This is a genomic window from Methylobacterium nodulans ORS 2060 (assembly GCF_000022085.1).
GTDB classification, from domain to species: domain Bacteria; phylum Pseudomonadota; class Alphaproteobacteria; order Rhizobiales; family Beijerinckiaceae; genus Methylobacterium; species Methylobacterium nodulans.
The window spans coordinates 15,411-41,413 of the sequence record NC_011887.1; the positions used below are offsets into that span (position 1 = coordinate 15,411).

At 64.4% G+C, this 26,003-nt stretch carries 18 protein-coding genes and 4 pseudogenes; 4 read left to right on the forward strand and 18 right to left on the reverse strand.

What is annotated here, in order from left to right; genetic code table 11:
- Positions 1 to 70 precede the first annotated feature (70 nt).
- Positions 71 to 1,114, reverse strand: coding sequence for a plasmid partitioning protein RepB (gene repB / locus MNOD_RS38570; protein ID WP_012631031.1), 1,044 nt, complete (start codon positions 1,112 to 1,114; stop codon positions 71 to 73).
- Entirely contained in the window at positions 1,111 to 2,328 is a 1,218-nt protein-coding gene (repA, locus tag MNOD_RS38575; protein ID WP_012631032.1) for a plasmid partitioning protein RepA, read from the reverse strand. Before repA ends, repB begins: the two co-directional genes overlap by 4 nt.
- Before the next feature lie 506 nt (positions 2,329 to 2,834).
- Here repA and MNOD_RS50210 point away from each other — a divergent pair.
- The gene (locus MNOD_RS50210; protein ID WP_280113516.1) at positions 2,835 to 2,963 is read left to right on the forward strand and encodes a hypothetical protein; all 129 of its coding nucleotides are present in this window, start codon (positions 2,835 to 2,837) and stop codon (positions 2,961 to 2,963) included.
- A 105-nt stretch (positions 2,964 to 3,068) separates the two neighbouring features.
- Positions 3,069 to 4,040, forward strand: a complete 972-nt coding sequence (locus tag MNOD_RS38580) for an IS481 family transposase (RefSeq protein WP_012631033.1) — start codon at positions 3,069 to 3,071, stop codon at positions 4,038 to 4,040.
- Positions 4,041 to 4,130: 90 nt separating this feature from the next.
- Here the strand turns inward: MNOD_RS38580 and MNOD_RS38585 are convergent, their stop codons facing one another.
- The 3 genes and pseudogenes from MNOD_RS38585 to MNOD_RS45895 form a co-directional block, all read right to left on the reverse strand.
- A complete protein-coding gene (locus MNOD_RS38585; protein WP_012631034.1) occupies positions 4,131 to 5,465 on the reverse strand; it encodes an IS1182-like element ISMno38 family transposase in 1,335 nt (444 codons plus the stop codon).
- A gap of 212 nt (positions 5,466 to 5,677) precedes the next feature.
- Positions 5,678 to 6,723, reverse strand: a pseudogene (locus tag MNOD_RS42480) (transposase).
- 73 nt (positions 6,724 to 6,796) lie between these two features.
- Positions 6,797 to 7,015: pseudogene (locus MNOD_RS45895) on the reverse strand (IS630 family transposase); the annotation flags it as partial.
- 14 nt (positions 7,016 to 7,029) lie between these two features.
- Between MNOD_RS45895 and MNOD_RS38595 the strand changes: the two are divergent.
- Entirely contained in the window at positions 7,030 to 7,278 is a 249-nt protein-coding gene (locus tag MNOD_RS38595; protein ID WP_341874513.1) for a transposase, read from the forward strand.
- Positions 7,279 to 7,456: 178 nt separating this feature from the next.
- On the opposite strand, the gene MNOD_RS38600 is transcribed toward MNOD_RS38595, so the two are convergent.
- A complete protein-coding gene (locus MNOD_RS38600) occupies positions 7,457 to 8,707 on the reverse strand; it encodes a hypothetical protein (RefSeq protein ID WP_012631037.1) in 1,251 nt (416 codons plus the stop codon).
- 844 nt (positions 8,708 to 9,551) lie between these two features.
- Here MNOD_RS38600 and MNOD_RS38605 point away from each other — a divergent pair.
- Positions 9,552 to 10,685: a helix-turn-helix domain-containing protein gene (locus MNOD_RS38605; protein WP_012631038.1), complete on the forward strand. Its 1,134-nt coding sequence runs from the start codon at positions 9,552 to 9,554 to the stop codon at positions 10,683 to 10,685.
- 157 nt (positions 10,686 to 10,842) lie between these two features.
- Here MNOD_RS38605 and MNOD_RS47610 read toward each other — a convergent pair.
- The 12 genes and pseudogenes from MNOD_RS47610 to MNOD_RS38660 form a co-directional block, all read right to left on the reverse strand.
- A pseudogene (locus MNOD_RS47610) lies at positions 10,843 to 10,938 on the reverse strand (IS6 family transposase); the annotation flags it as partial.
- A gap of 130 nt (positions 10,939 to 11,068) precedes the next feature.
- A pseudogene (locus MNOD_RS38610) lies at positions 11,069 to 12,726 on the reverse strand (porin).
- Between the two features lie 765 nt (positions 12,727 to 13,491).
- Positions 13,492 to 14,397, reverse strand: a complete 906-nt coding sequence (gene iolE, locus MNOD_RS38615) for a myo-inosose-2 dehydratase (RefSeq protein WP_012631039.1) — start codon at positions 14,395 to 14,397, stop codon at positions 13,492 to 13,494.
- A gap of 299 nt (positions 14,398 to 14,696) precedes the next feature.
- Positions 14,697 to 15,509 carry a 5-deoxy-glucuronate isomerase gene (gene iolB, locus MNOD_RS38620; protein WP_043753892.1) on the reverse strand — a complete coding sequence of 271 codons (813 nt, stop codon included), beginning with the start codon at positions 15,507 to 15,509 and terminating at the stop codon, positions 14,697 to 14,699.
- A 96-nt stretch (positions 15,510 to 15,605) separates the two neighbouring features.
- Complete coding sequence (gene iolD, locus MNOD_RS38625; RefSeq protein WP_012631041.1) at positions 15,606 to 17,444, reverse strand: 3D-(3,5/4)-trihydroxycyclohexane-1,2-dione acylhydrolase (decyclizing); 1,839 nt, start codon at positions 17,442 to 17,444, stop codon at positions 15,606 to 15,608.
- Positions 17,441 to 19,363: a bifunctional 5-dehydro-2-deoxygluconokinase/5-dehydro-2-deoxyphosphogluconate aldolase gene (locus tag MNOD_RS38630; protein WP_012631042.1), complete on the reverse strand. Its 1,923-nt coding sequence runs from the start codon at positions 19,361 to 19,363 to the stop codon at positions 17,441 to 17,443. The genes iolD and MNOD_RS38630 overlap by 4 nt, the downstream gene beginning before the upstream one ends.
- A 30-nt stretch (positions 19,364 to 19,393) precedes the next feature.
- A complete protein-coding gene (locus MNOD_RS38635) occupies positions 19,394 to 20,293 on the reverse strand; it encodes a sugar phosphate isomerase/epimerase family protein (RefSeq protein WP_012631043.1) in 900 nt (299 codons plus the stop codon).
- A gap of 112 nt (positions 20,294 to 20,405) precedes the next feature.
- Positions 20,406 to 21,329 carry a substrate-binding domain-containing protein gene (locus MNOD_RS38640; RefSeq protein ID WP_012631044.1) on the reverse strand — a complete coding sequence of 308 codons (924 nt, stop codon included), beginning with the start codon at positions 21,327 to 21,329 and terminating at the stop codon, positions 20,406 to 20,408.
- A gap of 81 nt (positions 21,330 to 21,410) precedes the next feature.
- Positions 21,411 to 22,196, reverse strand: coding sequence for a TIM barrel protein (locus MNOD_RS38645; RefSeq protein ID WP_012631045.1), 786 nt, complete (start codon positions 22,194 to 22,196; stop codon positions 21,411 to 21,413).
- Positions 22,197 to 22,205: 9 nt separating this feature from the next.
- A complete protein-coding gene (locus MNOD_RS38650) occupies positions 22,206 to 23,216 on the reverse strand; it encodes a Gfo/Idh/MocA family protein (protein WP_012631046.1) in 1,011 nt (336 codons plus the stop codon).
- Positions 23,217 to 23,331: 115 nt separating this feature from the next.
- Positions 23,332 to 24,366, reverse strand: a complete 1,035-nt coding sequence (locus MNOD_RS38655) for an ABC transporter permease (RefSeq protein WP_012631047.1) — start codon at positions 24,364 to 24,366, stop codon at positions 23,332 to 23,334.
- Positions 24,367 to 24,391: 25 nt separating this feature from the next.
- Positions 24,392 to 25,930, reverse strand: coding sequence for a sugar ABC transporter ATP-binding protein (locus MNOD_RS38660; RefSeq protein ID WP_012631048.1), 1,539 nt, complete (start codon positions 25,928 to 25,930; stop codon positions 24,392 to 24,394).
- Between the last annotated feature and the right edge of the window lie 73 nt (positions 25,931 to 26,003).

Sequence of the window (26,003 nt, forward strand, 5' to 3'; positions counted from 1 at the left end):
CGGGAAACCCGGGGCGGTTCACAGGACAACTGTCCCGGTGCGAATGAACGGGCGCTTGGCCCGAGCGGGTTCAGTTTTCGCGAACACCACTTCCATCGCGACCTGGGCCGGATGATGCCGAGGATGAGTCGGTATCCCTACGGTAGGCGGCATAGAGGTCATCCAGCCGTGAGGCAATGAACTCCCCGAACGCAGGATCGCGCTCGATCGCGAGCGTGACGGTTGATCCGGCGCGGGAGATGCGCGCGCGTGTCACGCCGCCGTCGCTCTGCCATGCTGTCGGACGCTCCCTCGCCGCCGGCCGTGGCGCTGCCGCGCCGAGGACGCGTACGAAGCGCGTATCGCTGTCGAGGCCCGCAAGATCGGGATCACGCGCCATTCGCAGGGCGCTCGCTGCGCATGCTGCATCGGAGAGAAGCTCCGCAAGAGCGAGCCACCGTCGCCGCCCGGCCTTTGGCGCCGGTCCGATGGTCTGGACAAGCTCCTCGGGTATAGCGCGGGCGACAGAGATCAGCTTGGACAGTTCTCCCTTGTCGGTGGAGAGCGCGTCCATGATCACCGTTCGCTCGAATCCGCGGTCTTCGAGCCGACGGGCGAATAGCGCCTTCTCGATGTAGGTGAGATCCTGACGGGCGGAGTTCTCGATCCCTTGCGCGACGACGAGTTCGGCGTCGCTCATCGTGCGCACAAGAGCGCGCACGCGCCGGCCGAGCTCTGCCACTGCGCGGAGGCGGCGATGCCCATAGGCGACCTGGTAACGTCCCGCCTTATCGGGATGCGGGCGCACCAGGATTGGTACCTCCTGGCCGCGCTCCGCTATGGACCGCCGAAACTCCTCATAGCCTGTTCCTGAATCCTCAAGTCTATCGCGAACGAATGAGCTCTCAATGTGCTCGGGCTCGAGTTCGACGACGGAGGCACCGCTGGCCAGTGCATCCTGCAGTGCCCGGCTCTCCTCCTCGAGACGGCCAAGTGCGAGTCCCATTGTGCGCACCGGGCCGGCGAGCACCCGCTCCGGCGGATTCTCCACGACAGCACGCGTGTTGGCCACGGCCAACTTCTCCGGCTCAGGGGGTGCAGTGTAGAGGTTCTTGATCGCGTCGCGTCGCTTCACGCCGCCCTCCCCCATGCTTGGTGGACCAACCCCAGGATCTCGCGATGCACCGCCTCGAGGCTCTCGATGGCGCGATCGTATGTCGCGCGGCCAACGCTGTTGCGCTCAAGCTCGTAGAGGCTCTGCTTGGTCAGACCAGCATCCGCGATCGCGGTCGACTTCCAGACCGACGCAGCCAGCACCTCGTCGCCGAAGAGATTGCGCAACAGCGCCACGATCTGGCTCTGAGGCCCGTCGTGCGGCTCATGCCGCGTCACCACGTATCGAATGAAATCGTGCGAGAGGTCGCCCCCGGCCTTACGCACCACACTCATCAGGTCCGAGGTCATCAGAAGGAACTGCGACATCGATGCGACATCCACCATTTGCGGATGGATCGTGATGAGAAGCGAGGTCGCCGCGCACACGGCGCCGAGGGTTAGGTAGCCGAGCTGCGGGGGGCAATCGATGACGACGAGATCGTAGGCGTCCTGCACCTCCGCGAGTGCCGCCCCGACGCGCTGGAAAAAAAGACCGCCCGATGAGACGCGGCCGGCGGAGAGCTCCCGCGGCGTCTCGTGTTCGAACTCCATCAGTTCGAGGTTGCCTGGAACGAGATCGAGCCCATCGAAATTGGTTGGGCGGATGATTTCACGCAGCGACCGGCGCTTGTCGTCGTAGCGGATCGCGCCATAGAGCGTGTCGCCCCAGCGGAGGTCGAACTCGGGCTGAACGCCGAACATTGCGCTCAGTGAGGCTTGCGGATCGAGGTCGAGCGCGAGCACGCGATAACCCTGCAGGGCAAGCCATTGGGCAAGATAGAGCGTTGTAGTGGTCTTGGCGGAGCCGCCCTTGAAGTTGACGCAGGCGAGGGTCTGGAGCCGCTCGCCCTCTCGCCGCAAAGGCAGAACCGCACGCGCCTCCTTGGGCCTCGTCTCCGCTATGAAACGGCGCAGCTCATTGATCTGACGCAGCGTGTAAAGACGCCGGCCGTTCGGAAGCATCTCTGGGACTGGCCCCTGGCCATCGAGTGAGAGCTGCCGCAGGTAACTGTCTGAAACCCCGATCAGGCGCGCAGCCTCACCCGAAGTGAACTTACGAAGGACCTTTTGTGACTCGGGCGGGAAGAGCCGCTCGCGTAACCCTTGAAGCTGGGAGGAAAGGAGCCGCGCGTGCGCCGAGACCCGGTCGTCGGATGTCGGCCCCGGTTTGGTACGGATTGCTGCTGTTGCCACGCGTAGCCCCCGAAACGGTTTTCCGGCCAAAACCGGCCAGAAACCGTCTCAAACAGCCATGCTTTCCCGATTCGGGCAAGAACTTAAAGGTTAACAGATCCTTACCGCCTGCGTGCCGATGCCGGTCGCGCCGCTGCAAGCAAGTTGGCCACGGCCAACTCGCAGTCCCTTCGCTCGCTCCGCACGTAGCGGGCAACTCGTGGGGCGGCTCGGGCTTTCGGGCCAGGACAAGCCAACTCTCTGCTCCACGCTGTGCGGCGGACCGTCATTCGACTGTGCCAGCCAAGGCCCAAGGACCGCCAGTCCCATATGAAGCCTTCCGGCACGTCGCTAAGCGCCCTGCATTGCGTTGTCCCATGTCGTGCACGCCACCGGGCACGTCCTGCCCGGAGGCCTCTTTACCGATCGGAGCGCCCCGCTCGCATGGCGCTTCCGCACTTTATGGAATGGACTGCTCCTCTTGTTCCCTCAGCGTTAGGCTGACGGCAAGCAAAGGGAGCGAAGCGATGCCGGTGACGGTTTTGAACGTTGATTTGGGTAAGAACACCTGCAGCCTCGTCGACATGGACCAGACCGGCCATGTCGTGCTGCAGCGGCACCTGAGGCGAGACAATGTCGTGTCCTTCGCGAGTTAGTTGTCTGGTCGCGGAACGTCGCTGGGATCAGGTATATTGGCCGATCGAGGAGCAGGCTTGGCGCTTCAAGCCGACCCGGCGCTCCTCCTCCAGGAGGACGCGCTGATGCTCGCGATCCACCCGAACGCCCGCACCACCCCGGCCGTGCGCGCCGAAATCGCCCGCTCCCCCGAGCCCTCCGGGGTGCTGGCCCAGCGCTTCGGCGTCTCCACCGAGACCATCCGCAAATGGCGCAAGCGCGGCCCGGCCGACTGCCAGGACCGCTCCGCTCGACCCCACAAGCTGCCCTGGAAAGCCAGCGCGGCGGAGCGCGCCGTCGTGTGCGCGCTCCGCCGCGCCACCGGCTTCCCGCTCGATGATCTCACCTTCATCGTCAGCCACTTTCTGCCGCATCTGAACCGCGACGCGGTCTACCGCATCCTCAAGGCCGCAGGCCTCAACCGGCTCACCCCTGCCGACCGCACCCGCAAGCCGCACAGCGCGTTCAAGGAGGACGAGGTCGGCTTCGTGCACCTGGACGTGACGCCTCTGCCCAAGCTGCAGGATCGGGACGGGGTCACCCGCAAGCGCTCCCTCTATGTCGCCATCGACCGCGCCTCCCGCTTCGTGCATCTGGCCGTCAAAGACGACGAGATGGCTGCCTCGGCGATCGCCTTTTTGGAGGAGGCGCTCGCGGCCCTGCCGTTTCGGGTTACGCAGGTGCTGACCGACCGCGGCTCCTGCTTCACCGCCGATGAGTTCGAGACGGCCTGCCGGCGGCACGGTGTGGAGCACCGCACGACCCGACCCTATACGCCGCGCACCAACAGTATGGTCGAGCGCTTCAATGACCGGGTACAGCGCGAGGTCTTGAGTATCACGCTCTACAGCCATCAGGATCTCGAAACCCTGCTGGCCGGCTTCACCGCGGCCTACAACGGCCGCCGTCAGCGTGTCCTGAAGGACCGCTCCCCGGACCTGGTGCTGCGCGAGCGCCTTCGGGCGAAACCCGAGCTGGCCAAGCCTGTCACGAAACCGCCCGACCCAGAAGCGCTCCCCAAAGCGCTCCAGATGGTTGCTGCTGCCAAGGAGGTTTAGCATCCAGACAACTAGGAGCCCGTCCGAGTAACGGTTTGATGCGTTGGGACTAAGGTTGAGATCTGGGCGGATGGCTCCTGCGCCACAGGCTCAGCGCGCGGCCTGCGCCAGCTTCAGGAGGTTATGGGCGGTGCAGATCATCGCCCACTCGCCGCGGACCTGATCGAGCCCACGTAGCAGGAACTGTCGGAAGCCTCTGGCCTGCTTGATCTGCCCGAACACCGGCTCGACGACCTGCTTCCTGAGACGGTAACGGCTCCGGCGCCCAGCCCGCTTCAGGCGGACGGCCATCGCGCTCATCAGGGGCATCTTCGTCAGCCTCCGGCGACCTGCTGCATCCGCCTCGCCGTGACGGGCACGGCCCGGAGCGAGATAGGCTGTGATCCGTCGCTCCTGCAGCGCGGCCAGGTTCGCCTCGGTGGCAAAGCCGGCATCTCCGGAGACCTCCCGCGGCTTGCGCCCGAGATGGGTGCAGACGCCGTCGACGAGCGGCACGAGAGCGCGCGAGTCGGCGGGGTTCGTCACGAGCCGATGCGCGACGATCACCTGATGGGCCGCATCAACCGCAATCTGGCCGTTGTAGCCCTGCACGAACCCGTCGCGCGTGGGCAGGATGCGGCTGTCCGGGTCGGTGAAGTTGCGCTGCGCCCGGTCGGGCGGACCGCCGTCCTCGCCCCGCAAGGGCCGACCTTGCCAGCGCATGCCCGACGAGGCCCCCGGCCCGTCCTCGTCCTCCGGATCGGGCGGATCGGCAGCCTCTGCCTCCAACGCGGCCTTGGCGGCGCGGATCGTCTCCAGCCGCCGCTGCTTGTCGGCCATCCAGGCCGGTGTCTCGTCGCCACGATGGTCGGTCCCATGAGCCCGATCCTCCGCCGCGTCGGCCTCGCGCGCTTGATCCAGCCAAGCCTCGACCTCGGCGGCCAGCGTCGACTCGGCCGCCTTCATCCGGCCGTAGCTCATCGCCTTGTGGCGCGAGGCGTTGGCCTTCAGCTTGGTGCCGTCCACCGCCACGTGGGCAAAGCCGACCAGCCCGGCCGCCCGGCACAGCCGCAGCACCTGCACGAACAGGTCCGAGAGCGCCGTCAGATGCCGCTTGCGGAAGTCAGCGATGGTGCGGAAGTCGGGCCGGTTCAGGCCGGTCACGGCCATGAAGTCAACCCGCTCCTCGCAGGCGCGGGCGAGCTGACGCGACGAGTACAGACCGCGGCTGTAGCCGTAGAGGAGCAGGGCCACCATCATGCCGGGATGGTAGGGCGGGTAGCCGCGCTCCTCGGTGTAGGTGTCGAGAATGGCTGAGAGGTCGAGCGCCTCGCGCACCGTATCGCGCACGAAGTGCGCCATGTGCCCGGGCGGCACGAACTCATGCAGCGAGGGTGGCAGCAGCCAGCCCTGATCGACGTCCCAGGAGCGAAACACCTTGGCCATGAGCCGAGTGAATCATCCCAAAGCGCCGCCGTCGAGGTACTTACTCGGACGGGCTCCTAGCCCGCCTTATTCATGAGGGCTGCAGTGGAGCGGTGTTTTGGGGTGTCGACGGGTGCCGGCGGGCGCCTTCCAAAACGCCTGTGAGATGCGGATTCGTCTGACGGTGCTGGAGGAACAGGAACGGGTTCGCCGGGGCGTTGCAGCCCCGGGGCTCAGGTGGGGGCTGGGCCGAGCACGCCGGCCGGATGGCGCAGCAACCCGGCTTCGGGGCAGGCGGCCGCAAAGGCCAGCCGGACCCGGCTGGCGCTCTCGCGGATGCGAGCCCCGAGCTTGAGCAGCCGCAACCAGATCGTGGCGAACTCGGCTGAGGCCCGCGGATGCGTCTTCGGGACGGCCTCACGCATGGCCAGGATCAGCCAGCGCGCAGCCGTGTGCAGCACCAGCCGCATTGGGTTGGCAGTCGCACTCTGGCAGGAGGTGCGGTCGGACGCGAGCTGCGTCTTGTGCAGCTTGATCAGGTTCTCGGCGTGCAATGCCGGCGGATGGCCCGCACCAGCCTGCGCAGATGCCCGCGGACTTCCCGCCCTGACGGCGTCTTGCCGGGCCGCAGGATCACCGCGACGGCGCGCCCGGTGACAGGGTCGTAGACGTGGATGGGCAAAAAGCAGCGCTCGTCGTGATGGGCGTTGAACAACGAGAGCTGCTGGTGGCCATGGACCACGTCGAGCGTGTCGTCGATGTCCAGGGTGATGGCGGTCGGCGGCTCGGGGGAGCTAACGCAGAAGAAATCGACCAGCACGCGCCCGAGCCGGATCAGGTCGCGCAGACAAGGCGTGTTCTCGAGGTGCGAGACGGTGGGCTGGCTCATCAGGTCGGGGCCGCTCTCCGGCAGACGCGCGCAGGCGAGCTTGAAGACGGCGCCGGTGCACAGATGGTCGAGATCGTCGGCATTCTCGTGACTGCAGGCGCTGGCCAGGATGCGGGCGAGCAGGATCTCGGTGAGCGGGTGGCGGATCCGATGTGGGTCGCGCCAGTCCGGGATTACGGCGGCGAGCCTGTCGGCGATGCCGAGCCGGCGCGTGGCCTGGGCGAGCAGGAGGACACCGCCGTCGGAGGGCAGGCGACCACCATCGAAAGCGGCTGTGAGCTTGCGGCCGCGCACCGGTGGAAACGTGAACGCGGCAGCCGTAGGGTGGGGGGCGTGGCGGGCTCGATTGGTCTGAGGTATTGACGTCAGCACCCAATCCTTAAGCCACATCAAGGCTTTACGCCACGCTCGCCGCCCTCAGGACACGGCTGTCGGAAATAAGACGGGCTAGAGTGGCGCCCGATCACGTTGAAACGTAAGCATCGTCTTCATCTCCAGCGGCCGTGATGGAGTTGCGGCACCCGGCTGGCGAGAAGCACGCGAAGGTTTGGCGGATCGCGGCCCAGAGATCCGGGATGGTGCAGGCCGCCGCACTCCGCAACAGTGCTTTCAGCTTTGCGAAGGCGAGCTCGATCGGGTTGAAGCCAGGCGAATAGGGCGGCAGGTGGCGCAGCCGGGCCCCGCCAAGAAGCCGCGATCCGTGCGCGTTATGGCGACCACGCCGTCTCACGGAAGATGCACCGCCTGCTCGGCACGTCCGGCGATAAGACCAGCCGCCACGCTTACCGGCAGCGCTGGACGGTCGAGACGGTGATGCCGATCGCCAAGCGCTGCTGGGGTGAAGCTCTCTCGGCCAGAACTGAGGCGACGCTGCACTTACAGGCGCTGCTAAAAGGGCCTGTCTACAACGTCCATCGCCTTGTCCGCCTTGGTATATACGCCTGAGACTTTCGACAGAACAAGCCGAGGTGACCTCATCTATCCCCCGAACAGGAGCCGCGCATCTTCTCAGATACCGCCCACCGGGTCCTCGTGGCCGTCGAGAAATGGAAGCGGTGGCTGCCGACCGCTGCGAGGTCGGCGATTCCCGCGCCTGGGAGTTCTCTGGCGCAGCCCGGTCGCCTCAGTCCTGAACGCTGCCGAATAGCGGGAGGTCGCTCGTACCCTTGGTCCGGCGCGACGTGCGCCTCTTAGCGACCTCCAAGCGGGCTGTCGGCGTAGCAGGGGTCCAAACCTCCGGCGTGGCCTGTCCCGTGATATCGCGGAAGTCAGTCAGTGCTTCGATCCGACTCTGCTGTGCCTGGATCGACTGCCGGTAAAACTCCTCCGACATCCGGATCGTATAGCTTACGTCCGCTTTGCGCTTCGAGCGTCCGGATCCCTCCCATTCGTCCTCAGCCATGATCTCCTCGATAATGCCGTTTCGCTTCAGGTCGTCGAGGTAAATCATGATCTGTTTCAAAGCATCCCGCAGGCGAGCATATTCGCCCATGCCGCTATAAGCCAGGATAGTGCTAGCGCGGATAGTCTGAATACGCGGATCTTCATTGCTCGTCGGGAAAACCATCGCGTGATGCAGGCGCTTGAAGATCCAGCGCGACACCGGCTTGAGCTTCATGAGAGCTTCATAGCTCACATCGTAAAAGTCGAGCCCGCGGATCGCATCTGCTACAAGCGAGTTCACGTGGATCGTAACCCGCATGGCAGCGTTTTTCTCTTCCTTATCGTTCCGCGTGAAATAAACCTGTGTGAAGATTGGACCGTTCATCACATGCGCCACACCGTCGCCGTCCTGATCGGTGTCGTACGCTGTGATGCTGCAATGTGTTTTGTTTAGAATGTCGATTGACTCTAGAATTTGAGTGTAGTTGTACTCATGGCCGTTACGTTTCAACTCATTCTGAATTTCGTATATGCCCAAATTAAGAGCAACGACTTCTACAACTTTCGAACCGATCACATTGCTTGCATTCTTCCGATGCAAGCGGAACTCCCGCTTCATCGCCGCGAGCCTGCGGATAGCAAGTTCAATAAGCTGCTCGCGATCTCCCGGATAGTCATCCAACTCCTGGCCATCCCGCACTAGACGCGCCGGGGTCATCTGCAACTGGTGAAGACGCCCGCCGACGTCGAAAGCCCGCGTGACCATCTTCAGATAGGCGCCGCTCCGCATAACATCGTGCTTGTAGAGCACCGCCCACGGAACGTGGTCCCAGAACCGCAGGATCTTCGTGACCCGCTCGTCCTGCTGCGCGAGAAAGTCGAATTGGATCGGCTGCTCAATCGGGGTCGGCTTCGATGGCTCGGTGGCGCTCGCACCCCGGGTGAGAGCGGTCGATGTTGACGGACCCGTGGGTTTCGAGCGTCGCGGCATACAGCCCTCCAGCCGTGGCAGTGAACGCGGCAGCCCAATACCTGTCAAAGGCCAATGGCGTCACGCCGCAAAAAACTTGGGGTCAGTTCAGGGTTATTGCTCGCGCCGTGTCACAACCCCGCCAAGGTCCTGCCGGGTTATTGCTCGCGCAATGAGAGGTGAGGACGGATCCAAAGACGCGAACAAAACCGAAACGTTTCCGTCCCACCATATGGGTTTCTGCTCGCGCGATTCCCAAGCCCCTACTAACGCCGGTCAGAGGTCATTGCTCGCGCGGTTGGGAGGGGGCTTGCGCTTCCCCGGCACCAACCGGGTCCGAGATCAGGCTCGCGGCTGCGTTGCTCCAGCACCAGCCTCGCGAATGCTCTCAAAATGCAATGCGACCACAGGCCGTTAGTGCCTGCGCGAGTGAAAACCCATACCGCGCGAGGGATAAACGGCCGACTGCTGAGACTTGGCTACGTTCCGGCGAATCATGCCTGAAAAACGGACTTTGTTCCCCAATTTCGTTAACCGATTTACCACCCATACGGGCAACCAGCGCAGCGCGGCTCACCGGGGAAGGGGACCGGAACCCATGCCGCGAGCAATAACCCATTTGGCGCGGATAATAACCCGGATTCGGGCCCTTGCGACTCGGGGTCATTGCTCGCGCGATCGATCGCGCGAGTGAAAACCAATACCCAACGAGCAATAACCCGTTCCGCGCGAGCAATAGCCTGGTTCACGCGGGTAATAACCAACTTCGCGCGACTTGTAGCCTTGAGTCTTCAAAGCCGAAATTTGACTCATCCGTACCAACTTTCCTTGATCAGGCAAATCGACGTATGCGCGAGAGCCCGTAATGCCGAGAATCAGTGCCCTTCTCTGCCTCGCTTGTCACGGGAAGCCCGAGGAGCAATGGACCCAGATCGCCTACGCGGGCCTGCTCGCCGAGCCGCCGCAGTGGAGCGAAAGCGACGTCGCCGCCTTCGAGGCCCTAACGCCCCGTCAGCGCTCCGATCTTGTGGTCGGGCACATGACCGATATTCCGACCGTTCGCGTCGAGCCAGCCCAGGAGCGCCGCAAGCGCCGGCAGCGCGACAACCGTCTGCGCCAGCGGCGCCACCTTGCAGGCTTTCGCTACGTGCGGAGGCACGCCCTCGACCCTTTCCTTGACGCCCGCCTTTCGGCAGGCGCCCGCACTACGCTGATCTACCTCATTGCCCGCTGTGGGCGCGGTCAGGCTTTCACCAAGCGTACCTGCCTCGTGGCGACCGACCTCGGGATCGCGCAGCGCACCGTGCAGGCTCACTACGCTGCTCTGGAGGGCGCCGGCTACATCGCGCGCTCCGCGCCCGACCCGCAGACCGGCGCGACCACCATCGTCCTCACGCACCTCGTGGAGCCTCCGATGCCTCGCAAAAAACAGGCAGGAACGGACACCCGGTCGCAGGAGGGTAGGGCGCAGGAATTTGCGCCCACCCAAGCCATAAAGGATTCTAAAACAAGGGAAAACGAAGTTTCTGATGCTTCGTCCGTAAGCGTTGCGCGAGGATCGCAGAAGACGGGGGCTGCGCTCGTTGAGGCGGCGCAGCCCCCGTCTTCTGTTCTCGGGGATAACCCCCTGGTGGGTTCCGTAGGCCAGACACGAGAAATGTTGCGCCCCGACATTGCCAGAGAAGTCCAATCGGCTCGGGCGGTCCGCCCAGCGGATACCGAGGAGCTAACGCCCTTCGACCGGGCGATGAACGAGATCCTGCTGCGGGTCGCCGCGCATCGGTCGAAAACGTCCGAGGGCATTGTCACGCGAAGCGATGGCACCCCGGCTCAGGCCGCGGTAGGGCAGGGGGCATGCAGCCCATCTCGTACGCCCGCCACCAATTCCCACCCGAGGTCGTCCAACACGCCGTCTGGCCAGGCTTGTCACGTTGAGCGTAATTTCTTGTCATTGCTGGCACCCCGGACCATAGTGGTCCGTGTGTTTCCAACGACTTAGCGGGTTGGGGCAGCGCCGTTTTGGGTTGCCAGACGACCCATGCTCGCCCAACGTGACAAGCCCCTCATCCCAAGCCGTTCGTGTGGACCAAAACCGCCGACGAGATTCTGGCCAACGTGGCGCGTTTCTGCGAACAGATTGCTAACTCAAACCACTAGGAGACGGCCTGCACGATGAGAGGTGCCTCGAAGTGGCGTCCTCGGAAATCGCCGCGGGCCTGTCTCTTCAGCTTGAGGGCGAGGGCGGTGAGGATTGTGGGCCGGCTCCGAAGTCAAAGCGGCAAGCTGGGCGGGTATGCCTGACGGCCCGTGAAGCCGGCCCATTCGTGTTTGCGACAGGCCCCGGCAGCGCCGGGGCCCCTGGTCACGATCGTCCGCTCCCGGTCAGAAATCGCGCTGCACGCGCATGCGGACCTGGAACGTGTCCTGGCTGACGACGGTCGGGGTCGCCAGCACCGCCGCCAGGCTCGGCCCACCGGCCGCCCCCGCACTCGCCAGCGTGGCGCTGCTCGCCTTGTTCGGGTTGATCACCCGGCCGCTGCTCACCGCCGAGCGGGCATAGAGGCCCTCGACACCGATATCGAGGTCCTTGACCGGCGACCAGATCAGGCTCGCGCCGGCCACGATCTGGTTGGTGTCGCGCAGCACCGGGCTGATCGCCAGAGCCGCCACGCCCGCCGCCGTGGTCGGCGACGGCAGGCCGTTCACACCGAACAGGGCGCTGTTGAAGCGCGCCGCCTTGTTGTAGCTCATCTCGCCGTAGCTGCCGTAGAAGGCCGAGCGCCACTGCGGCGTCCAGTAATGCAGGTACGACGCCACCACCGTCCAGCTGGTGGACAGGCTGAGCTGGCCGGTGACCGGGTCGACCACCGCATCGGCATAGTAGGTGTTGAACAGGCCGGCGGCCGGGCTGCCGGTCAGCGTGTAGCTGCCGTTATGGGCGGAGTAGCCGGTGTAGGTCTGCGCGCCTTCACCGTAGGCGCCCTGGAGGTAGAGGGAGTCACCCACTGCGATGAAGGGCAGGTTGAGCTTCAGGCCGCCCTGCACGGCCCAGCCATAGGCGTTCGCCGGGCGAGCCGCGGGGTTCGCCACCGCCGGCAGGAGCGCCGTCTGAGCAGCCGTCAGCCCCACCAGCGTGGAGGTGTTGCCGGCGTTGATCTCGTGGACCGCCGCCGAGAGCTGCGCCGAGCCCCAGGCCGCATCGTAGCGCAGCGCACCGACGAAATCGGGCATGCGCGAGCGCTGGATCACGTCGGCCGCGGTCACCGACACCGGCACCCCGGCCGCGTTGGTCACGAGGACGGGCGCGAAGTTGGCGCTCACCGCCTGACTGCCCGTGAAGCCCGTCGAGCCACCCCCGAAGACCGGCGTCCGGCGGAGGTTCGGGTCTTCCATCGAGATCGTCGCCGAGAAGCCCTCGCCGAAGGTCGCCGTGTAGGCGAGGAGGTTCGTCGAGTAGGTGTCGGAGCCCAGCGAGACGGCGATGATTTCGAAGTCGTGGGCGTAGAAGTCGAAGAACGAGGCCGCGCGCCCGGCGGTGAGGCCGGCGAACTGGATGAAGGCCTTGTCGACGTTCACGTATTGCTGGACGCGCGCAGCCGTGTCGACGCCGGTCGCCGCGAAGGCGTTCCAAGGCGCTCCTGGGGGGTCGACCTAAAGGGGCCGGTGGCGCTGGCGAGATCGAAGCGGACGAAGGCGCGCAGGGTGCCGTAGCCGGTCTGGGTGCGGGCGTCGATGTTCAGACGGCCGAGGCCGCGATAGCCGACCGTGTCGCTGCGCAGCACGGGCTGGACGTAGATCGCCTCGAAGCGGGCGCGGCCGCTGACACGCAGGCAGGTATCGGTGCCGGGGATGTAGAAGAAGCCGGCGCCATAGGCCGAGCAGACCCGCACGTACTCAACCGGCGCCGCCTTCTTGACCGGCAGATCCGCTGCCTGTGCCCCCGCCACGACCGTCAGACCAGCCGCGGACCCGAGGAGCAGACGCTTCACGGCCCCGCTCTCGCGCAGCGAGATCAATGTATTTTGGGAGACCCTGTTCATTGTGTTTCCTCCTTCACTTTGGGAATCACCGACACATGACCCATGGTTTCTGTCTTGCCGCCCAGGACATGGTAACAATTTAACTTCGGAGTTCCGCCCGCACCGGTTCGCTGAAGGACGCGACGATGAAGACGTCAGCGCCAGCTGCCGCAAGTAATGATCCGACGAACACTGGGCGGATGACGGAACGGAACATGATGAGAGAACCAACCGTCGCGAATACGCTCAGTTCACTTCCGATTGTCGTGCGTCGATTGTTCAACACAACTTCGATTCCAGGGCTGGCAAGCCACTTGCAATGGGTTGCCAACCCCCGCTGGTAGTTCTGATATTTCTCTCAATACAGTGTTGAATGATATTAAGTTTGCATAGTTTGTTCTCTGGCAAATTACTATGATCTTTGCCTCACATCTATTCAGCATTCTGATTTCATCGAACGAAAACAGCCTCCCACATGTGCGATGTCCGTCCTTCATCAAGCTGGACGCAGAAAACTCGTCCCTTGAATGGTTGGACGCAGAGGGGCTTTTTCAAAAGCGCCGATTCGGGTGCAAATACTCGATTGACTAACGCCGAGCGGTGGCGGGGCAGATCTCAAGCGAACTGTTGATCAGTCGACGGCCAACCGCCGGCCCGCCTCGGTGAGATCGTTAGACGGGCAAAATGCCGCTCGAATTCCGAACGTTCGGGCGGCGGAGGCGCGGATGCCGCCAAGCGCGGCGACAGAGAGGCCGGCAGAGAACCGACCTGCCGCCTCTTGCGGCCTCAAGCTGCAACCTTGTCAAGCCCGGCCGCGCCCGCCATGTTCCTCAGTGCCGCGAGCCCCATGTTCTGGTAAAAGAACGGCTCGCGCATGAGGCTATCTTGCTCCGCCTCGATCACCAGCCAGCCCGAATAGCCCTGTTCCGCGGCGATCCGCAACACCGGCGCGAAATCGACGCAGCCCTCTGGATCCCCAGGCACGGTGAAGACGCCGCGACGTACCCCTTCCAGGAAGGAGAGATTTTCCTCGCGCACCTGCCGCATGATCTCAGGCCGGATGTTCTTGCAATGGATGTGGGTGACGCGATTCATGTATTTCTCTGCGACCGCCGCCGGATCCGCGCCACCAAAAGTACAGTGGCCGGTGTCGAGCAACAGATGCGTGTGCGGCCCGGCCATGGCCATGAAGCGATCGATATCCGCGCCGCTTTCGATGATCGTTCCCATGTGGTGATGGTAGCCCATCTTCACGCCCCGATCGGCCGCGAAGCGCGACAATTCCTCGTATCCGGCGGAGAAGCGCTCCCATTGGGGGTCGGTCATGATCGGGCGGTCGTTGACCGGCACCGCGGCATTGCCGTGGACTGTGTTGGAGCATTCGCAGGCATTGATGTGGTCGCCACCCGCCGCCTTCGTCATCTCAATGAACCGCGCCAGCGCGGTCTTCTCCGTGTCAATGTCGTTGACCAGAAGATTGGTCGAATGCCAGCCGGCGGCATAACGCAGCCCGTATTCGGCCAGCCGCGCCTTCAGCGCCATGCCGTCGTCGGGCATCTTGTGACCCTTCTCGATTCCGTCGAAGCCGATTTTTCGGCAGTCCGAGAGACAATCGTCCAGCGTCAGATGTGCGCCGATGCTCTGGTCGTCGTCATTCGACCAGGCGATGGGGTTGGTACCGTAGAGAATCATGATTATCCTGTCCTCAGGGCCCGGACCTTCGGTGCCGCTCCCCTTATGTTCCGGAATTCGTGAGGGGACGCTGGGGCTTGGCCCCATGGGTGCGAGCCTCCCCGTTCCTCGCCCGAGAGCAGAAGCCGTTCCACCATGAACGGATTCTGCTCTTAAGTCTTTGAGTTTACCGTATTATCTGCGACGAACCGGGATCCTCTTCGTCGGAAAATGCTCTAGATTTTTGATGTGTCGCAGGTTTTTTCGGAAAACCGCAAGGCACTGTTCCGAAACCTGCTTAGGGCCGTGCTGCGCTGCCCTTATGTCTTGGCCTCGCCTTCCAGAAGCCAGCGATGCGCCGGATCGGGCTCGAAGCGCCATTGGCGCAAGGGGCCCGCCATGACATTGAGATAGTACATCTCGTATCCATGGGCGGCCGCGCAAGGGTGGTGACCGCGTGGCACCAGCACCACGTCGTGATTGTGCACCGCCATGGTCTCGTCGAGGCTGCCATCGTCGGTATAGACCCGCTGGATCCCGAACCCCTGCGCCGGGTTGAGGCGGTGATAGTAGGTCTCCTCGAGATAGGTGATGCGCGGATAGTCGTCCTCGTCATGGCGGTGCGAGGGATAGGACGACCAGTGACCCGCCGGCGTGAATACCTCGGTCACCAGCAGGCTGTCGCAATAATCCTCGGCCTCCATAGCGATGTTGTTGATGAAGCGGGTGTTCGACCCCTGGCCGCGCCGGGTCAGCGTGATGCCCTCGGGCCCGATCCGCCGCGCCGCATGTCCGCTTTGGCCCGGCGCGAGACAAACGCCGATCGTGCAGTCGGTGATGGCGACGGCAGTCCAGTTTTCGCCATTCGGGATGTAGAGGCAATGCGGCGGCGTCTTCTCGAACACGTCCATGCGGTCGCCGAGCTCGCCCCAGTCGTTGCCGGCAGCCGTGACGGCGGCCTTGCCCTCGACCATGACGAGGATCGCCTCCATGGCGCCGGTCGCCTCGCCCACCGTCTCGCCCGGCCGCAGCCGGTAGAGCGAGAAGCCCACATAGCGCCAGCCCGCCGAATGCGGCGTGATCTCGTGCACCTTGCCGTGCGCACCAAAGGGTCGGCGTAACAGGTTTGCCATCATATGATCTCCGTCGGCCACGGCTTGGACCAGTGCGCCTGCGCTCGTCCGGCCTCGTTCCGGATGGGCCCGACGCGTCGGGGCGCCCCGATCCCGTCAGTCGAACGTCCGCTGGAAGGCGGCATGGCTGTCGTAGCGTTCGCGGGCCGCGCGCAGGGCTTCGGTTGTCCCCACTTCGGGCACGGCCACGTCCCACCAGGCCCCACCGACGCCGAGGCTGCTCTCGGCCTCGGTGTCGATCAGGATCACGCGCGGGACCTTGCGGTCACGGGGCCGGGCCAGTTCCGCCTCCAGCCCGGCAATGCCGGCGACCTTCACCGCCTCGGCGCCCATCGCGCGGGCGTGCGCGACGAAATCGATCTCGGGGAAGGTCTTGTGGCGGCTGTCCACATACATGTTGTTGAAGGGCGCGCCGCCGCACTCGATCTGCAGCCGGTTGATGCAGCCATAACCGCGATTGTCCGTCAGCACGATGGTGAAGGGCACATGCATCATCGCCGCCGTGGCCAGTTCGGAATTGGCCATCATGTAGCTGCCATCGCCCACGAAGCAGATGACTTCCTTCTCGGGCACGGCCAGCGCGATGCCCATGGCGCCGGCCACCTCGTAGCCCATGCAGGAATAGCCGTATTCCATGTGGTAGCCGCCGGGTGCCGCGCGCCACAGCACCTGCAGCGCGCCGGGCATGGTGCCGGCCGCGCACATCACCACTGTGTCGGCGCCCGCATAGCGCTGCACCGCCCCGACTACCTGCGCGTCGGTGGGCAGATCGTTCGGGTTCTCGCCCTGCGGCGCCGCCATCACCCGGTCGGCCGCCTTAAACCAGGCCGTGCGCAGGCTCGCATCCGGCCCCGCGAACCGGTGACCTTCCAGCCCGGCGGTGATCGCCGTGAGCGCGATCTTCGCATCGGCAACTAACGGCACCGCACTGTGCTTGGCGGCGTCATAACCGGTCAGGTTGACCGAAACGAGTTTGCGCTGAGGGTTGCGGAAGGCGGCCCAGCTGCCGGTGGTGAAGTCCTGGAAGCGCGTGCCCGCGCCGATGATCAGGTCGGCCTCGGCACAGATCCGGTTGGCGCAGTCGCTGCCCGTCACGCCGGGAGAGCCGAAGTTGAGCGGGTGCTGCCAGTCGAGCGCGCCCTTGCCGGCCTGCGTCTCGACCACCGGGATGTTGTGCTTTTCCGCGAAGGCGGCGAGGTCCTGATCGGCCCCGGAATAGAGCACGCCCCCGCCCGACACGATCACCGGCTTCTGCGCCGCGCGGATCATCTCGATCACGGCCGCGAGCTCGCGCCGGTCCGGTTCCGGGCGACGGATGTGCCAGACCTTCGGCGCGAAGAACGCCTCGGGCCAGTCGTACGCCTCGGCCTGCACGTCCTGGCAGAAGGCCAGCGTCACCGGCCCGCACTGGGCCGGGTCGGTCATCACCTGCAGGGCGCGCGGCAACGCCGTCAGCAGGTGCTCTGGCCGGGTGATCCGGTCGAAATAGCGGCTGACCGGCCGGAAGCAGTCATTGGCCGAGACCGTGCCGTCGTCGAAATCCTCGATCTGCTGCAGCACCGGATCGGGGCGCCGGTTGGCGAAGACATCGCCCGGGATCAACAGCACCGGCAGGCGGTTCACATGCGCCAGTGCCGCCGCCGTCACCATGTTGGTGGCCCCCGGCCCGATCGACGAGGTGACGGCCATCGCCTTCCGGCGGCGCTTGGTCTTGGCATAGGCGATGGCCGCATGGGCCATCGTCTGCTCGTTCTGGCCGCGCCAGGTGGGCAATGCGTCGCCGATCTTCTCCAGCGCCTCGCCGATTCCGGCCACGTTGCCATGGCCGAAGATCGCCCAGACCCCCTCGATGAACCGCTCGCCTTCTTCGGTCATCTGCACCGAAAGCCAGCGCATCATGGTCTGCGCCGCCGTCAACCGCACCGTCGTCATCATGCCTGCTCCCGTCCGGCCGTTGCACTCGCAAGGCCCTTCCCGGCATCCCAGACTGCGCAAAGCCGCGCATAGCGGCGCACCATCTCCGCAACCGCGTCCTCATCGCCGATCCGGCCTGCCAGCCAGTCGCGCGCCACCTGGCCGAAGATGGTCCGCCCCACGGCAAAGCCTTTCACGAGACTAAACCCGGCCGCGATCCGGAAGCTCTCGGCCAGCTCCGCCTCGGGCGCATCCAGCCCCAGCACGACGATGCCGCGCGTATGGCGGTCGTGTTCCTCAATGGCCGCGCAAGCCTCGGCCCAGGCCACCGCGCTCGCCATCGGCTCCAGCTTCCACCAGTCCGGGTAGATCCCGATCTCGTAGAAGCGGCGGATCAGGGTTGCGGTCGTGCGGTCATCGACCGGCCCGACCTTCGAGGGGATAATCTCCAACAGAAATTCGAGCCGCTGGCGGCGCGCGGCATGGAAGAGCCGCGTCACCACCGCCTCCTGCTGCGCCCGCATCTCCAGGGTATCGTCCGGATGGCAGAAACACAGCACCTTCACCACATGGTCGAGCGGCCATTCGGCCAGCCCGCCGTAGTCGGGACCGAGCTCGGGTTCGAGCGTCAGCGGCCGCGAGCCCGGCCACTCCACCGGCCGGCCGATCCAGAGGCCGGTTCCCGCGGCGGCCTGCAGCGCGTCCCGTCCCAGCCGGTCGTCGCACAGGATGCCATAGCCTGGCCGTCCATCCTGGACTTCGAGAGCAGCCTGCAGGCACAGTTCCTTGAAGGCGCCGATCTTCGCCGGGCTGGCGCCCTCCATCACCTCCAGCTGCATCCGGTGATCGAAGGCGAAGACCCGCATGGTCGACCAGTCGCCGTGGCGGTTGGTGGACCAGTGAAGCTGCTCCAGCGCCGCGTCATGGCGCAAAGCCGGCGTGACCACGCCGCGTTCGAGGAAGAATTCCAGCTCCGTCAGCGAGGGATAGGCCGGCGTGCAGCCATGACGGCTGACCGCAAACGCCCCGCAGGCATTGGCATATGCCAAGGCCCGCGGCCACGGCGCCTCCTCGAGCCATCCCTTGATCAGGCCCGACATGAAACCGTCGCCCGCGCCGAGGACATTGAACACCTCGATCGGAAAGCCCGGACCCATCTCGCCCTCATCGAGGCTGTCGGGGATCTCGCCGGTGAAGGCCACGGCCCCCGCCGCCCCGCGCTTGCAGACTAGCACCGCGGAGGAGACGGCGCGCACGGCCCGCAGCGCGGCAAGCGTGTTCGTATCCCCACCGGCGATGTGGAACTCCTCCTCGGTGCCGACGATCAGGTCGAACAAAGGCAGGTGGCTTTGCAGTTTTGCCGTCACCGCCTTGCTCGCGATGAAACGACTCTCGCCGGCATCATGGCCAGCGAGGCCCCAGAGGTTCGGGCGATAGTCGATGTCGAGCGCCGTGCGCGCGCCATGCGTCCTGGCGAGCCGAAAGGCCTTCAGCACGGCCGCCTCGGTCCGCGGGTGGCTCAGATGCGTGCCGGTGGCCACGACCGAGCGCGCCTGCGCAATCAGGCTCTCGTCGATATCGTCCTCGCACAGCGCCATGTCCGCGCAGTCGCTGCGGTAGAAGATCAGCGGAAAGCGCTCCTGGTCGCGAATACCCAGCAGCACCAGCGCGGTCAGGCGCTCGGGGTCGGTCTTGACCCCGCGCACGTCCACGCCCTCCTTGAGCAGCTCCTCGCGAATGAACCGCCCCATATGCTCGTCGCCGACCCGGGTGATCAACGCCGACTTCAGCCCCAGCCGCGCCGTCCCCGCCGCGATATTGGTCGGAGACCCGCCGATATACTTCTGGAACGACCGCATGTCCTCGAGCCGGCCGCCAATCTGGGTCCCGTAGAGGTCGACCGACGAACGGCCGATGGTGATGACATCCAACGTCTTCATCTCTGCCTCTCCGTCGCCTGCCCACCCTGATCAGGCTTTCCAGTATGTCCCCACGTAGCGCTTCATTTCCGCGAGCATGAAGCGGGCGCTGTCCTCCGCCCGGTCCTCCCAGGCGAACACGCAGTTCGACAGGACGCCATCGAATTTCATGTCGGCGAGCGTCGAGAAGAAGAGGTCCCAGTCGATCTCGCCCTGGCCGATGTCGAGATGTTGGTGCACGCGGACCTTTGCGCCGGGCGGGTTCACGATGTAACGCAGTTGCGAAGACTTGTTGTGGTCATAGGTATCGGCCAGCCGCACATGCGCGAGGTATCCCGCGGTGGCGCGCAGGTTGGCCACCATGTCCGGCCCGTAGAAGAAGGTGTGCGGCGCGATGAAGGACGCCTTCACCATGGGCGAATTGATCGTCTTGATGATGTCGATTGCGGGCGCCACTTCCTCGACCCAATGCTCCGGATGGGCCTCGAGCGACAGCACGATGCCCTCGCGTTCGAGGATCGGCACGAGGATGTCCATCGCGCGGAAGAACTGCCCCTCGCAGGTCTCAGGCCGATGCAGGCCGGACCGGTCGTTCAGGCTGCGCTCGGGCGAGCCGCCGCGGCCGAACTCTGACACGAACATCGGGCATTCCATCTCGACAGCGATCGCGATGGCCCGCTTCCAATTGTCGATCGCAAGCTCCCATTCGTCCGGATAGGGGCTGGCCCAGCGATACATCGGCTGCAGCGTCGCCAGTCCCACGCCGTGATCCTTGAGCGCCTTCTTGAAGCTCCTGATCCGCTCCGGATAGACCTTCGGCCGCGTCCACCATGCCAGGAAGTCCGGGCGAGGCGACAGCTCGATGGAGTCATAGCCCAGTTCGGCTGTCTTCCGGCAGGTTTCCTCCAGAGACAGATGGCGGAACATGTGCGGGTCGAGCGTGTATTTCATTCGGCAATCCTCCTGTCGGTGATCCCGGCTCAGCATTGGTGCGACAATCCGGGGCGGTCGGTTGCTGCCGCAGCGCAAACAGAGCAGCGGCTCTCGCGCGCGCCTCGGCCGGTTACTTGCGGTACTCGGCCAGGTTGTCCTTGGTGACGAGTTCGAACGGCACCCAGATCGCGTCCTCAGCCTTTTCGCCCGCCGCCATGGCGACGGCGGTCTGGACCGCGACCTCGCCCTGCCTGGTGGCGTTCTGGAACACGGTGACGTCGAGGTCGCCCGTGGCCATGGCGGCGAGTCCGTCAGGCGTTGCGTCGATGCCCGCAATCACCACGTCCTTCATCGCCACACCCGCGCTCTTCAGCGCCTGCGCGGCGCCGATCGCCATCTCGTCGCTGTTGGCGATGACCGCGTCGAACCTCATGCCCGCCGTCAGCCACGAGGCCACCAGATCTTGCGCCTCGACACGCATCCAGTTCGCGGTCTGCTTGTCCAGGATGTGGATCGGGCAGTCCGGCGTTCGAAAGACATCTACGACATCCTTCGTGCGCACCAGCGCCGAATGATTTTCGAGCGGGCCCATCAGGATCACGGCCCGGCCCTTGCCCGCGAGCATCTTGCAGACGGCCCTGGCCTGCATCGTGCCTGAATCGAGCTCGTTCGAGCCGACGAAGGCGGTGCCTTTCGGCATTCCACGGCCCAGCTCCGCCGGCGGATGGTTGACATAAACCAACGGAATGCCGGCGGCCTTGGCAGCCCGGGTGATCGCGGCGGTGGAGTCACCATCGACCGCGTTCACCACAATGGCATCGACGCGGTTCGCGACGAAGTTCTGGACTTGGCTCAACTGGCGGGACACGTCGCGCTGAGCGTCCTCCAGCATCAGCTCGACGCCTTTGGTTCGCGCGGCCTCACCCTTCATTCCGTTCAACAGGATGGTGAGGAACGGGTTGTCGAGTGACGTCATGCTGACCCCGATCCGGCCCCCCGCATAGGCGGGGAGCGCGCAGGCAGTCAGAGCCGCGGCAAGCAAAAGTCGCTTCATGGCCAGTTCCATTTCGTCAGACCAGCTGCCGGCCCAGGCATGGGCCGACGCCTTCTTTTTGTTGGTCCCGGAGCGCTGCTTTCAGAGAGAAGCGGACACGAAGTCCATGCTCCGCTTCGCTGCGCCTTTGGGATCCTCAAGCTCATGAACCTCGGTCGCGAAGGGTTCGAAGCTGAAGGGACCCGAATAGCCCGCCGCGATCAGCCTTCTGATCTGGGGGATGTTCTCCAGACGGTCGGCGCCGTCGACGAGGACGCGATGCGCATCGAGCATGTCGGCGACCGCAACGATGGGGTCGGTCACGCCGGAGATGTGCACGAGCCCCGTCCACTCGGGAAAGAATTCCGTCTCGCCGGCGAGATGATGGTGGAACGTGTCGTGCACCAGCCTGTAGGTGTCCGCCCCATCGGCCGCCCTGATCGCTGCAATCGCCTCCTTCTTGGTGCGAAGAGAGGAAACCGGGAAGCCGAGCGGCTCGACAAGGCCGGTCAGGCGGTGGTCCAGAAGGATGGGCTTCATCGCCTTGAGCGAGGCGACGAGGACGTCGAACGCGACGGCCTTGCCCTCATTGAGCGGGCACATCACCAGAGCCTTCGCGCCGCAGGCCGCCGCATAGGCAGCGAGCTTGGCGGCGCGCTTCGCCATATCGTCCGTCCAGACGTTGAACGGATAGAGCGCTTTGATCGAAATGATCGACACACCTGTCTTTTCGGCGGCGGTCCTTACCTCTTCGGGCGCAACGGTACCGACGACATCAGGCAGGTCGTTGCGGATCTCGACCTCCGTCGCGCCGAGCGCGCGGGCAGAAGCGAAGAATTCCTCGAGCGGGAGCTTCGGCGCAAGAATATGATTCAGTGCGAAACGCATGACATCACCTCAGTTGTAGAGCGAAGGACGGGCGGGCAGGGTGATGGCGACGGCCTCGCCTGCTCGCTCCTGCGCCTCGACGCATGCATCCGAGGTGATCGCCGCCACATAGCCGTCCCAGGAGGTCGGACCGGAGGCGGTGCCGGCGGCTGCGGCCTTCAGGAAATCCTGCAGCTCGACGTCGTAGGAGGCGATGAAGCGGTCCTTCCAGTCGGTCAGGATCGCGTTCTGACGCTTCGCATCGAGGCGCATCTCGACGGCCATCGGCTCAGGCAGCCTGGCGATGCCGTCTTCACCCACGACCTCGCATTGGATGTCGTAGCCGTAGTGGCAGTTCACGAAGATCTCGACGTCGATCAGCACGCCCTTCTTCGTCTCCAGCACCACGACCTGCGGATCGCGCAGCTTGGCGTGTGAACGCGCAGCTTTGCGCGGGAAGAGGACGCGGGCGGAGACATAATCGTCGTCGAGGAGCCAGCGTAGCACGTCGATCTCGTGAATCAGCGTGTCGTGGATCGCCATCGGCGTGACGTATTGCTCCGGCACGGCCGGATTGCGGTGCGCCGCATGGACCAGAATCGGAGCGCCGGTATGGGATTTCACCGCCTGTTTCAGCGCAATATAGCCCGCGTCGTAGCGGCGCATGAAACCAACCTGCACCAGGCGTTTGCCATGCGCCACCTCGGCATCGACGATCCGCCTTGCGCCCTCTGCTGTCGTTGCGAGCGGCTTTTCGCAGAAGCAGGGTTTGCCGGCAGCGATTGCCGCGAGGACATACTGCTCATGAGTGGCACCCCACGACGTGACGAGCACTGCGTCCACATCGGGCGAGGCGATCAGGGCCTCCCCCGTTTCGAAGAGTCGGGCATCCCGGGCGATCTCCGCCCTGACGGCCTCGGCCGAGGTCGCGTTGACGTCGCTGAGCGCGACGACCTTGCCGCCAGATAACACCTGCTCGATCCGGCGCGCGTGTTCACGACCGATCGCACCTGTGCCGATTATACCAACTCTGACGGTCATCCTGGGATCCTTGCTTCCGATACTTGTTGTTCCACGATGTACGGCGACCTGTCAGCGTCCGTACAGTGAATTTGTGTTAGCGAGTGCGAGGAAAGCCGCGGGCTTAAGCGCGGGCTTACGCTTTCTTCACCCGCTTCTTCTGTCGGTACACATCGGCCGCCACCGCAGCGATGATGATCAGGCCCTTGATGATCTCTTGGTAGAAGGCATCGACGCGTAGGAAGGTGAAGCCCGAGGTCATGGTGCCCAGGATGATCGTGCCGATCACGGTTCCGGTGATGCGGCCGACACCGCCGGACAGTGAGGCGCCGCCGATGACCGCCGCCGCGATGGCATCGAGCTCATACATGGTGCCCATGCCGGCCTGCGCCGTCTGGGCGCGAGCTGCGGTCACGATGCCCGCAAGACCGCCGAGCAGCCCGGCGACGCCGTAGACCTTGATTAGGTGCCGGTCGACCTCGATGCCCGAGATGCGCGCCGCCTGCTCATTGGCGCCGATCGCATAGGTGAACTTGCCGTAGCGCGTGTAACGCAGCAGGACGTGAAAGATGACCGCGACCGACAGGAAGATGACGACTGGCCAGATGCCCGATCCAATGACGCTGAATTCGTCCGTCAGCCCCGAGACCGGCTGCCCTTTGGTGTACCACTTGGAGAGGCCGCGGGCCGATACCATCATGCCGAGGGTGGCGATGAAAGGTGGAATCTTGGTATAGACGATCAGCATGCCGTTGATGACGCCGGCGAGAAGGCCGATCGCCAGGCCGACCAGAATCGGCACGGCCACCGGAAGATCGGTCATCGACGGATAGAGCACCTTGGTCCAAGCCGAGGATTGCGCGTCGCTTGCCGCGACCATGGCGCTCAGCCCCACCACCGAACCGGACGACAGGTCGATGCCACCGGTGATGATGACCTGGGTGACGCCGATCGCGATGATGCCGATTACCGAGACCTGCAGGATCAGGATCGTCAAACGCTGCGGATTCATCAGGAAGCTCTGGCCGACGACAACCCAGCCGAGAAGCTCGAAGACCAGTGCGATGCCGATGAGGATCAGGAGAATGTTTGCCTCAACCGGCAGACGGCGCCTGGTCGCAACCGGAGCTGCGACGGCCACGCCCTCCGCAGATGAGTTATTGACGAACATTTTATCCCCTCCCTTTTTTTCGGAACTACTTTGCCGCCAGTTCCATGATCTTGAGCTGATCGGCCTCGGCGCGGTCCAGTATTCCGGTCATGCGGCCTTCATGCATCACCATGATGCGATCGCTCATCCCCAGCACTTCGGGCATCTCGGATGAGATCATCATGATGGCCACGCCATTCCTGGCGAGTTCGACCAGCAGCTTGTGGATCTCGGCCTTGGCGCCGACGTCGATGCCACGCGTTGGCTCATCGAGGATCAAGATCTTCGGCTTGGTCAGCAGCCAGCGGCCGATGAGCACCTTCTGCTGGTTGCCACCGGAGAGGTTCTCGATGCGCTCCTGCAGGTTCGGCGTCTTGACCTTAAGCTTTTCACTCATCGTCGCGCAGGCACCGGTCAGGGTCTTTTCGAATACGAAGCCGCCCCTGACGAAATCCTGCTGCAGCACGGCGATCTGCATGTTCTCCAGGATGTCCAGGATCAGCAGACAGCCGGTCTCCTTGCGGTCCTCCGTCAGCAGCGCCATCTGATGGCGGATTGCGGTGCTGGGTGAGCCGATATTGACAGGCTTGCCGAGGATTTCGATCGTGCCGGACGTTGCCGGTGTCACCCCAAAGATGGTCTCTGCAACATTCGACCGGCCCGAGCCGACGAGGCCGGCAATGCCGAAGATCTCGCCTGCGCGGATGTCGAAGGACACGTCCTGAAAAACTCCTTCGAGGGAGAGGTTCTTGACCGACAGCACGACGTCGCCGATGGGCACCTCTTCCTTCGGGAACATCTGCGTGATCTCGCGCCCGACCATCATGCGAATGATGTCGTCGCGCGTGACCTCGCTCGATGGATGGGTGGCGATATAGCGGCCGTCGCGGAACACCGAGAATTCGTCGGCGATCTCGAACAGCTCATTCATCTTGTGGGTGATATAGATGATGCCTTTCCCTTGAGCCCGCAGCTCGCGGATGATCTCGAAGAGATGCTCGACCTCGCGCTCGGTCAAAGCCGAGGTCGGCTCGTCCATGATCAGAACATCCGACTCGTAGGACACGGCCTTGGCGATCTCGACCATCTGCCGGTTGGCCACCGACAGATCGCGGACCTGAACCTGCGGATGGATGTTGATGTTGAGCCGCCGGAACAACTCGGCAGTCATCTCGTTCATCTTGGCGTGGTCGACGAGGCCGAGCCGATTGAGCGGCTCTCGCCGGATCCAGATGTTTTCCGCCACCGTCATGAACGGCATCAGGTTCAGTTCCTGATGGATCATGGCAATGCCGTTTTCGAGGGCATCGAGCGGCGACTTCAGCTCGATCGGGGCGCCCCGCAAATGGATTTCGCCGCGGTCGGGCTGGTAGATGCCGGCGATGATCTTCATCAGGGTCGACTTGCCGGCGCCGTTCTCGCCCATCAGCGCATGAACCGTTCCACGCCTGAGCTTGAACTGGACGTTGTCGAGCGCCAGAACTCCCGGGAATTCCTTCCGGGCATTCTCGATCGTCAGCAGATACTCGGAATTGGGGGCGGCGGCGCTATCGCGGACAGCCGCCATCGTCGATGATCTGATCATCGTGGGCTTCTCCTCCGGAGGCGATTTCCTCAACGAGGCGCAGGCATCCTCGCCCGCGCCCGACGACCCCGTT

What these genes read in the sequence shown, in the direction of transcription:
- MNOD_RS50210 (WP_280113516.1), top strand. Translation starts at nt 2,835, where the DNA reads ATGCCGGTGACGGTTTTGAACGTTGATTTGGGTAAGAACACCTGCAGC.
- MNOD_RS38580 (WP_012631033.1), top strand. Translation starts at nt 3,069, where the DNA reads ATGCTCGCGATCCACCCGAACGCCCGCACCACCCCGGCCGTGCGCGCC.
- MNOD_RS38585 (WP_012631034.1), bottom strand. Translation starts at nt 5,465, where the DNA reads ATGGCCAAGGTGTTTCGCTCCTGGGACGTCGATCAGGGCTGGCTGCTG.
- MNOD_RS38600 (WP_012631037.1), bottom strand. Translation starts at nt 8,707, where the DNA reads ATGCCGCGACGCTCGAAACCCACGGGTCCGTCAACATCGACCGCTCTC.
- MNOD_RS38605 (WP_012631038.1), top strand. Translation starts at nt 9,552, where the DNA reads ATGCCGAGAATCAGTGCCCTTCTCTGCCTCGCTTGTCACGGGAAGCCC.
- iolE (WP_012631039.1), bottom strand. Translation starts at nt 14,397, where the DNA reads ATGATTCTCTACGGTACCAACCCCATCGCCTGGTCGAATGACGACGAC.
- iolB (WP_043753892.1), bottom strand. Translation starts at nt 15,509, where the DNA reads ATGGCAAACCTGTTACGCCGACCCTTTGGTGCGCACGGCAAGGTGCAC.
- iolD (WP_012631041.1), bottom strand. Translation starts at nt 17,444, where the DNA reads ATGATGACGACGGTGCGGTTGACGGCGGCGCAGACCATGATGCGCTGG.
- MNOD_RS38630 (WP_012631042.1), bottom strand. Translation starts at nt 19,363, where the DNA reads ATGAAGACGTTGGATGTCATCACCATCGGCCGTTCGTCGGTCGACCTC.
- MNOD_RS38635 (WP_012631043.1), bottom strand. Translation starts at nt 20,293, where the DNA reads ATGAAATACACGCTCGACCCGCACATGTTCCGCCATCTGTCTCTGGAG.
- MNOD_RS38640 (WP_012631044.1), bottom strand. Translation starts at nt 21,329, where the DNA reads ATGAAGCGACTTTTGCTTGCCGCGGCTCTGACTGCCTGCGCGCTCCCC.
- MNOD_RS38645 (WP_012631045.1), bottom strand. Translation starts at nt 22,196, where the DNA reads ATGCGTTTCGCACTGAATCATATTCTTGCGCCGAAGCTCCCGCTCGAG.
- MNOD_RS38650 (WP_012631046.1), bottom strand. Translation starts at nt 23,216, where the DNA reads ATGACCGTCAGAGTTGGTATAATCGGCACAGGTGCGATCGGTCGTGAA.
- MNOD_RS38655 (WP_012631047.1), bottom strand. Translation starts at nt 24,366, where the DNA reads ATGTTCGTCAATAACTCATCTGCGGAGGGCGTGGCCGTCGCAGCTCCG.
- MNOD_RS38660 (WP_012631048.1), bottom strand. Translation starts at nt 25,930, where the DNA reads ATGATCAGATCATCGACGATGGCGGCTGTCCGCGATAGCGCCGCCGCC.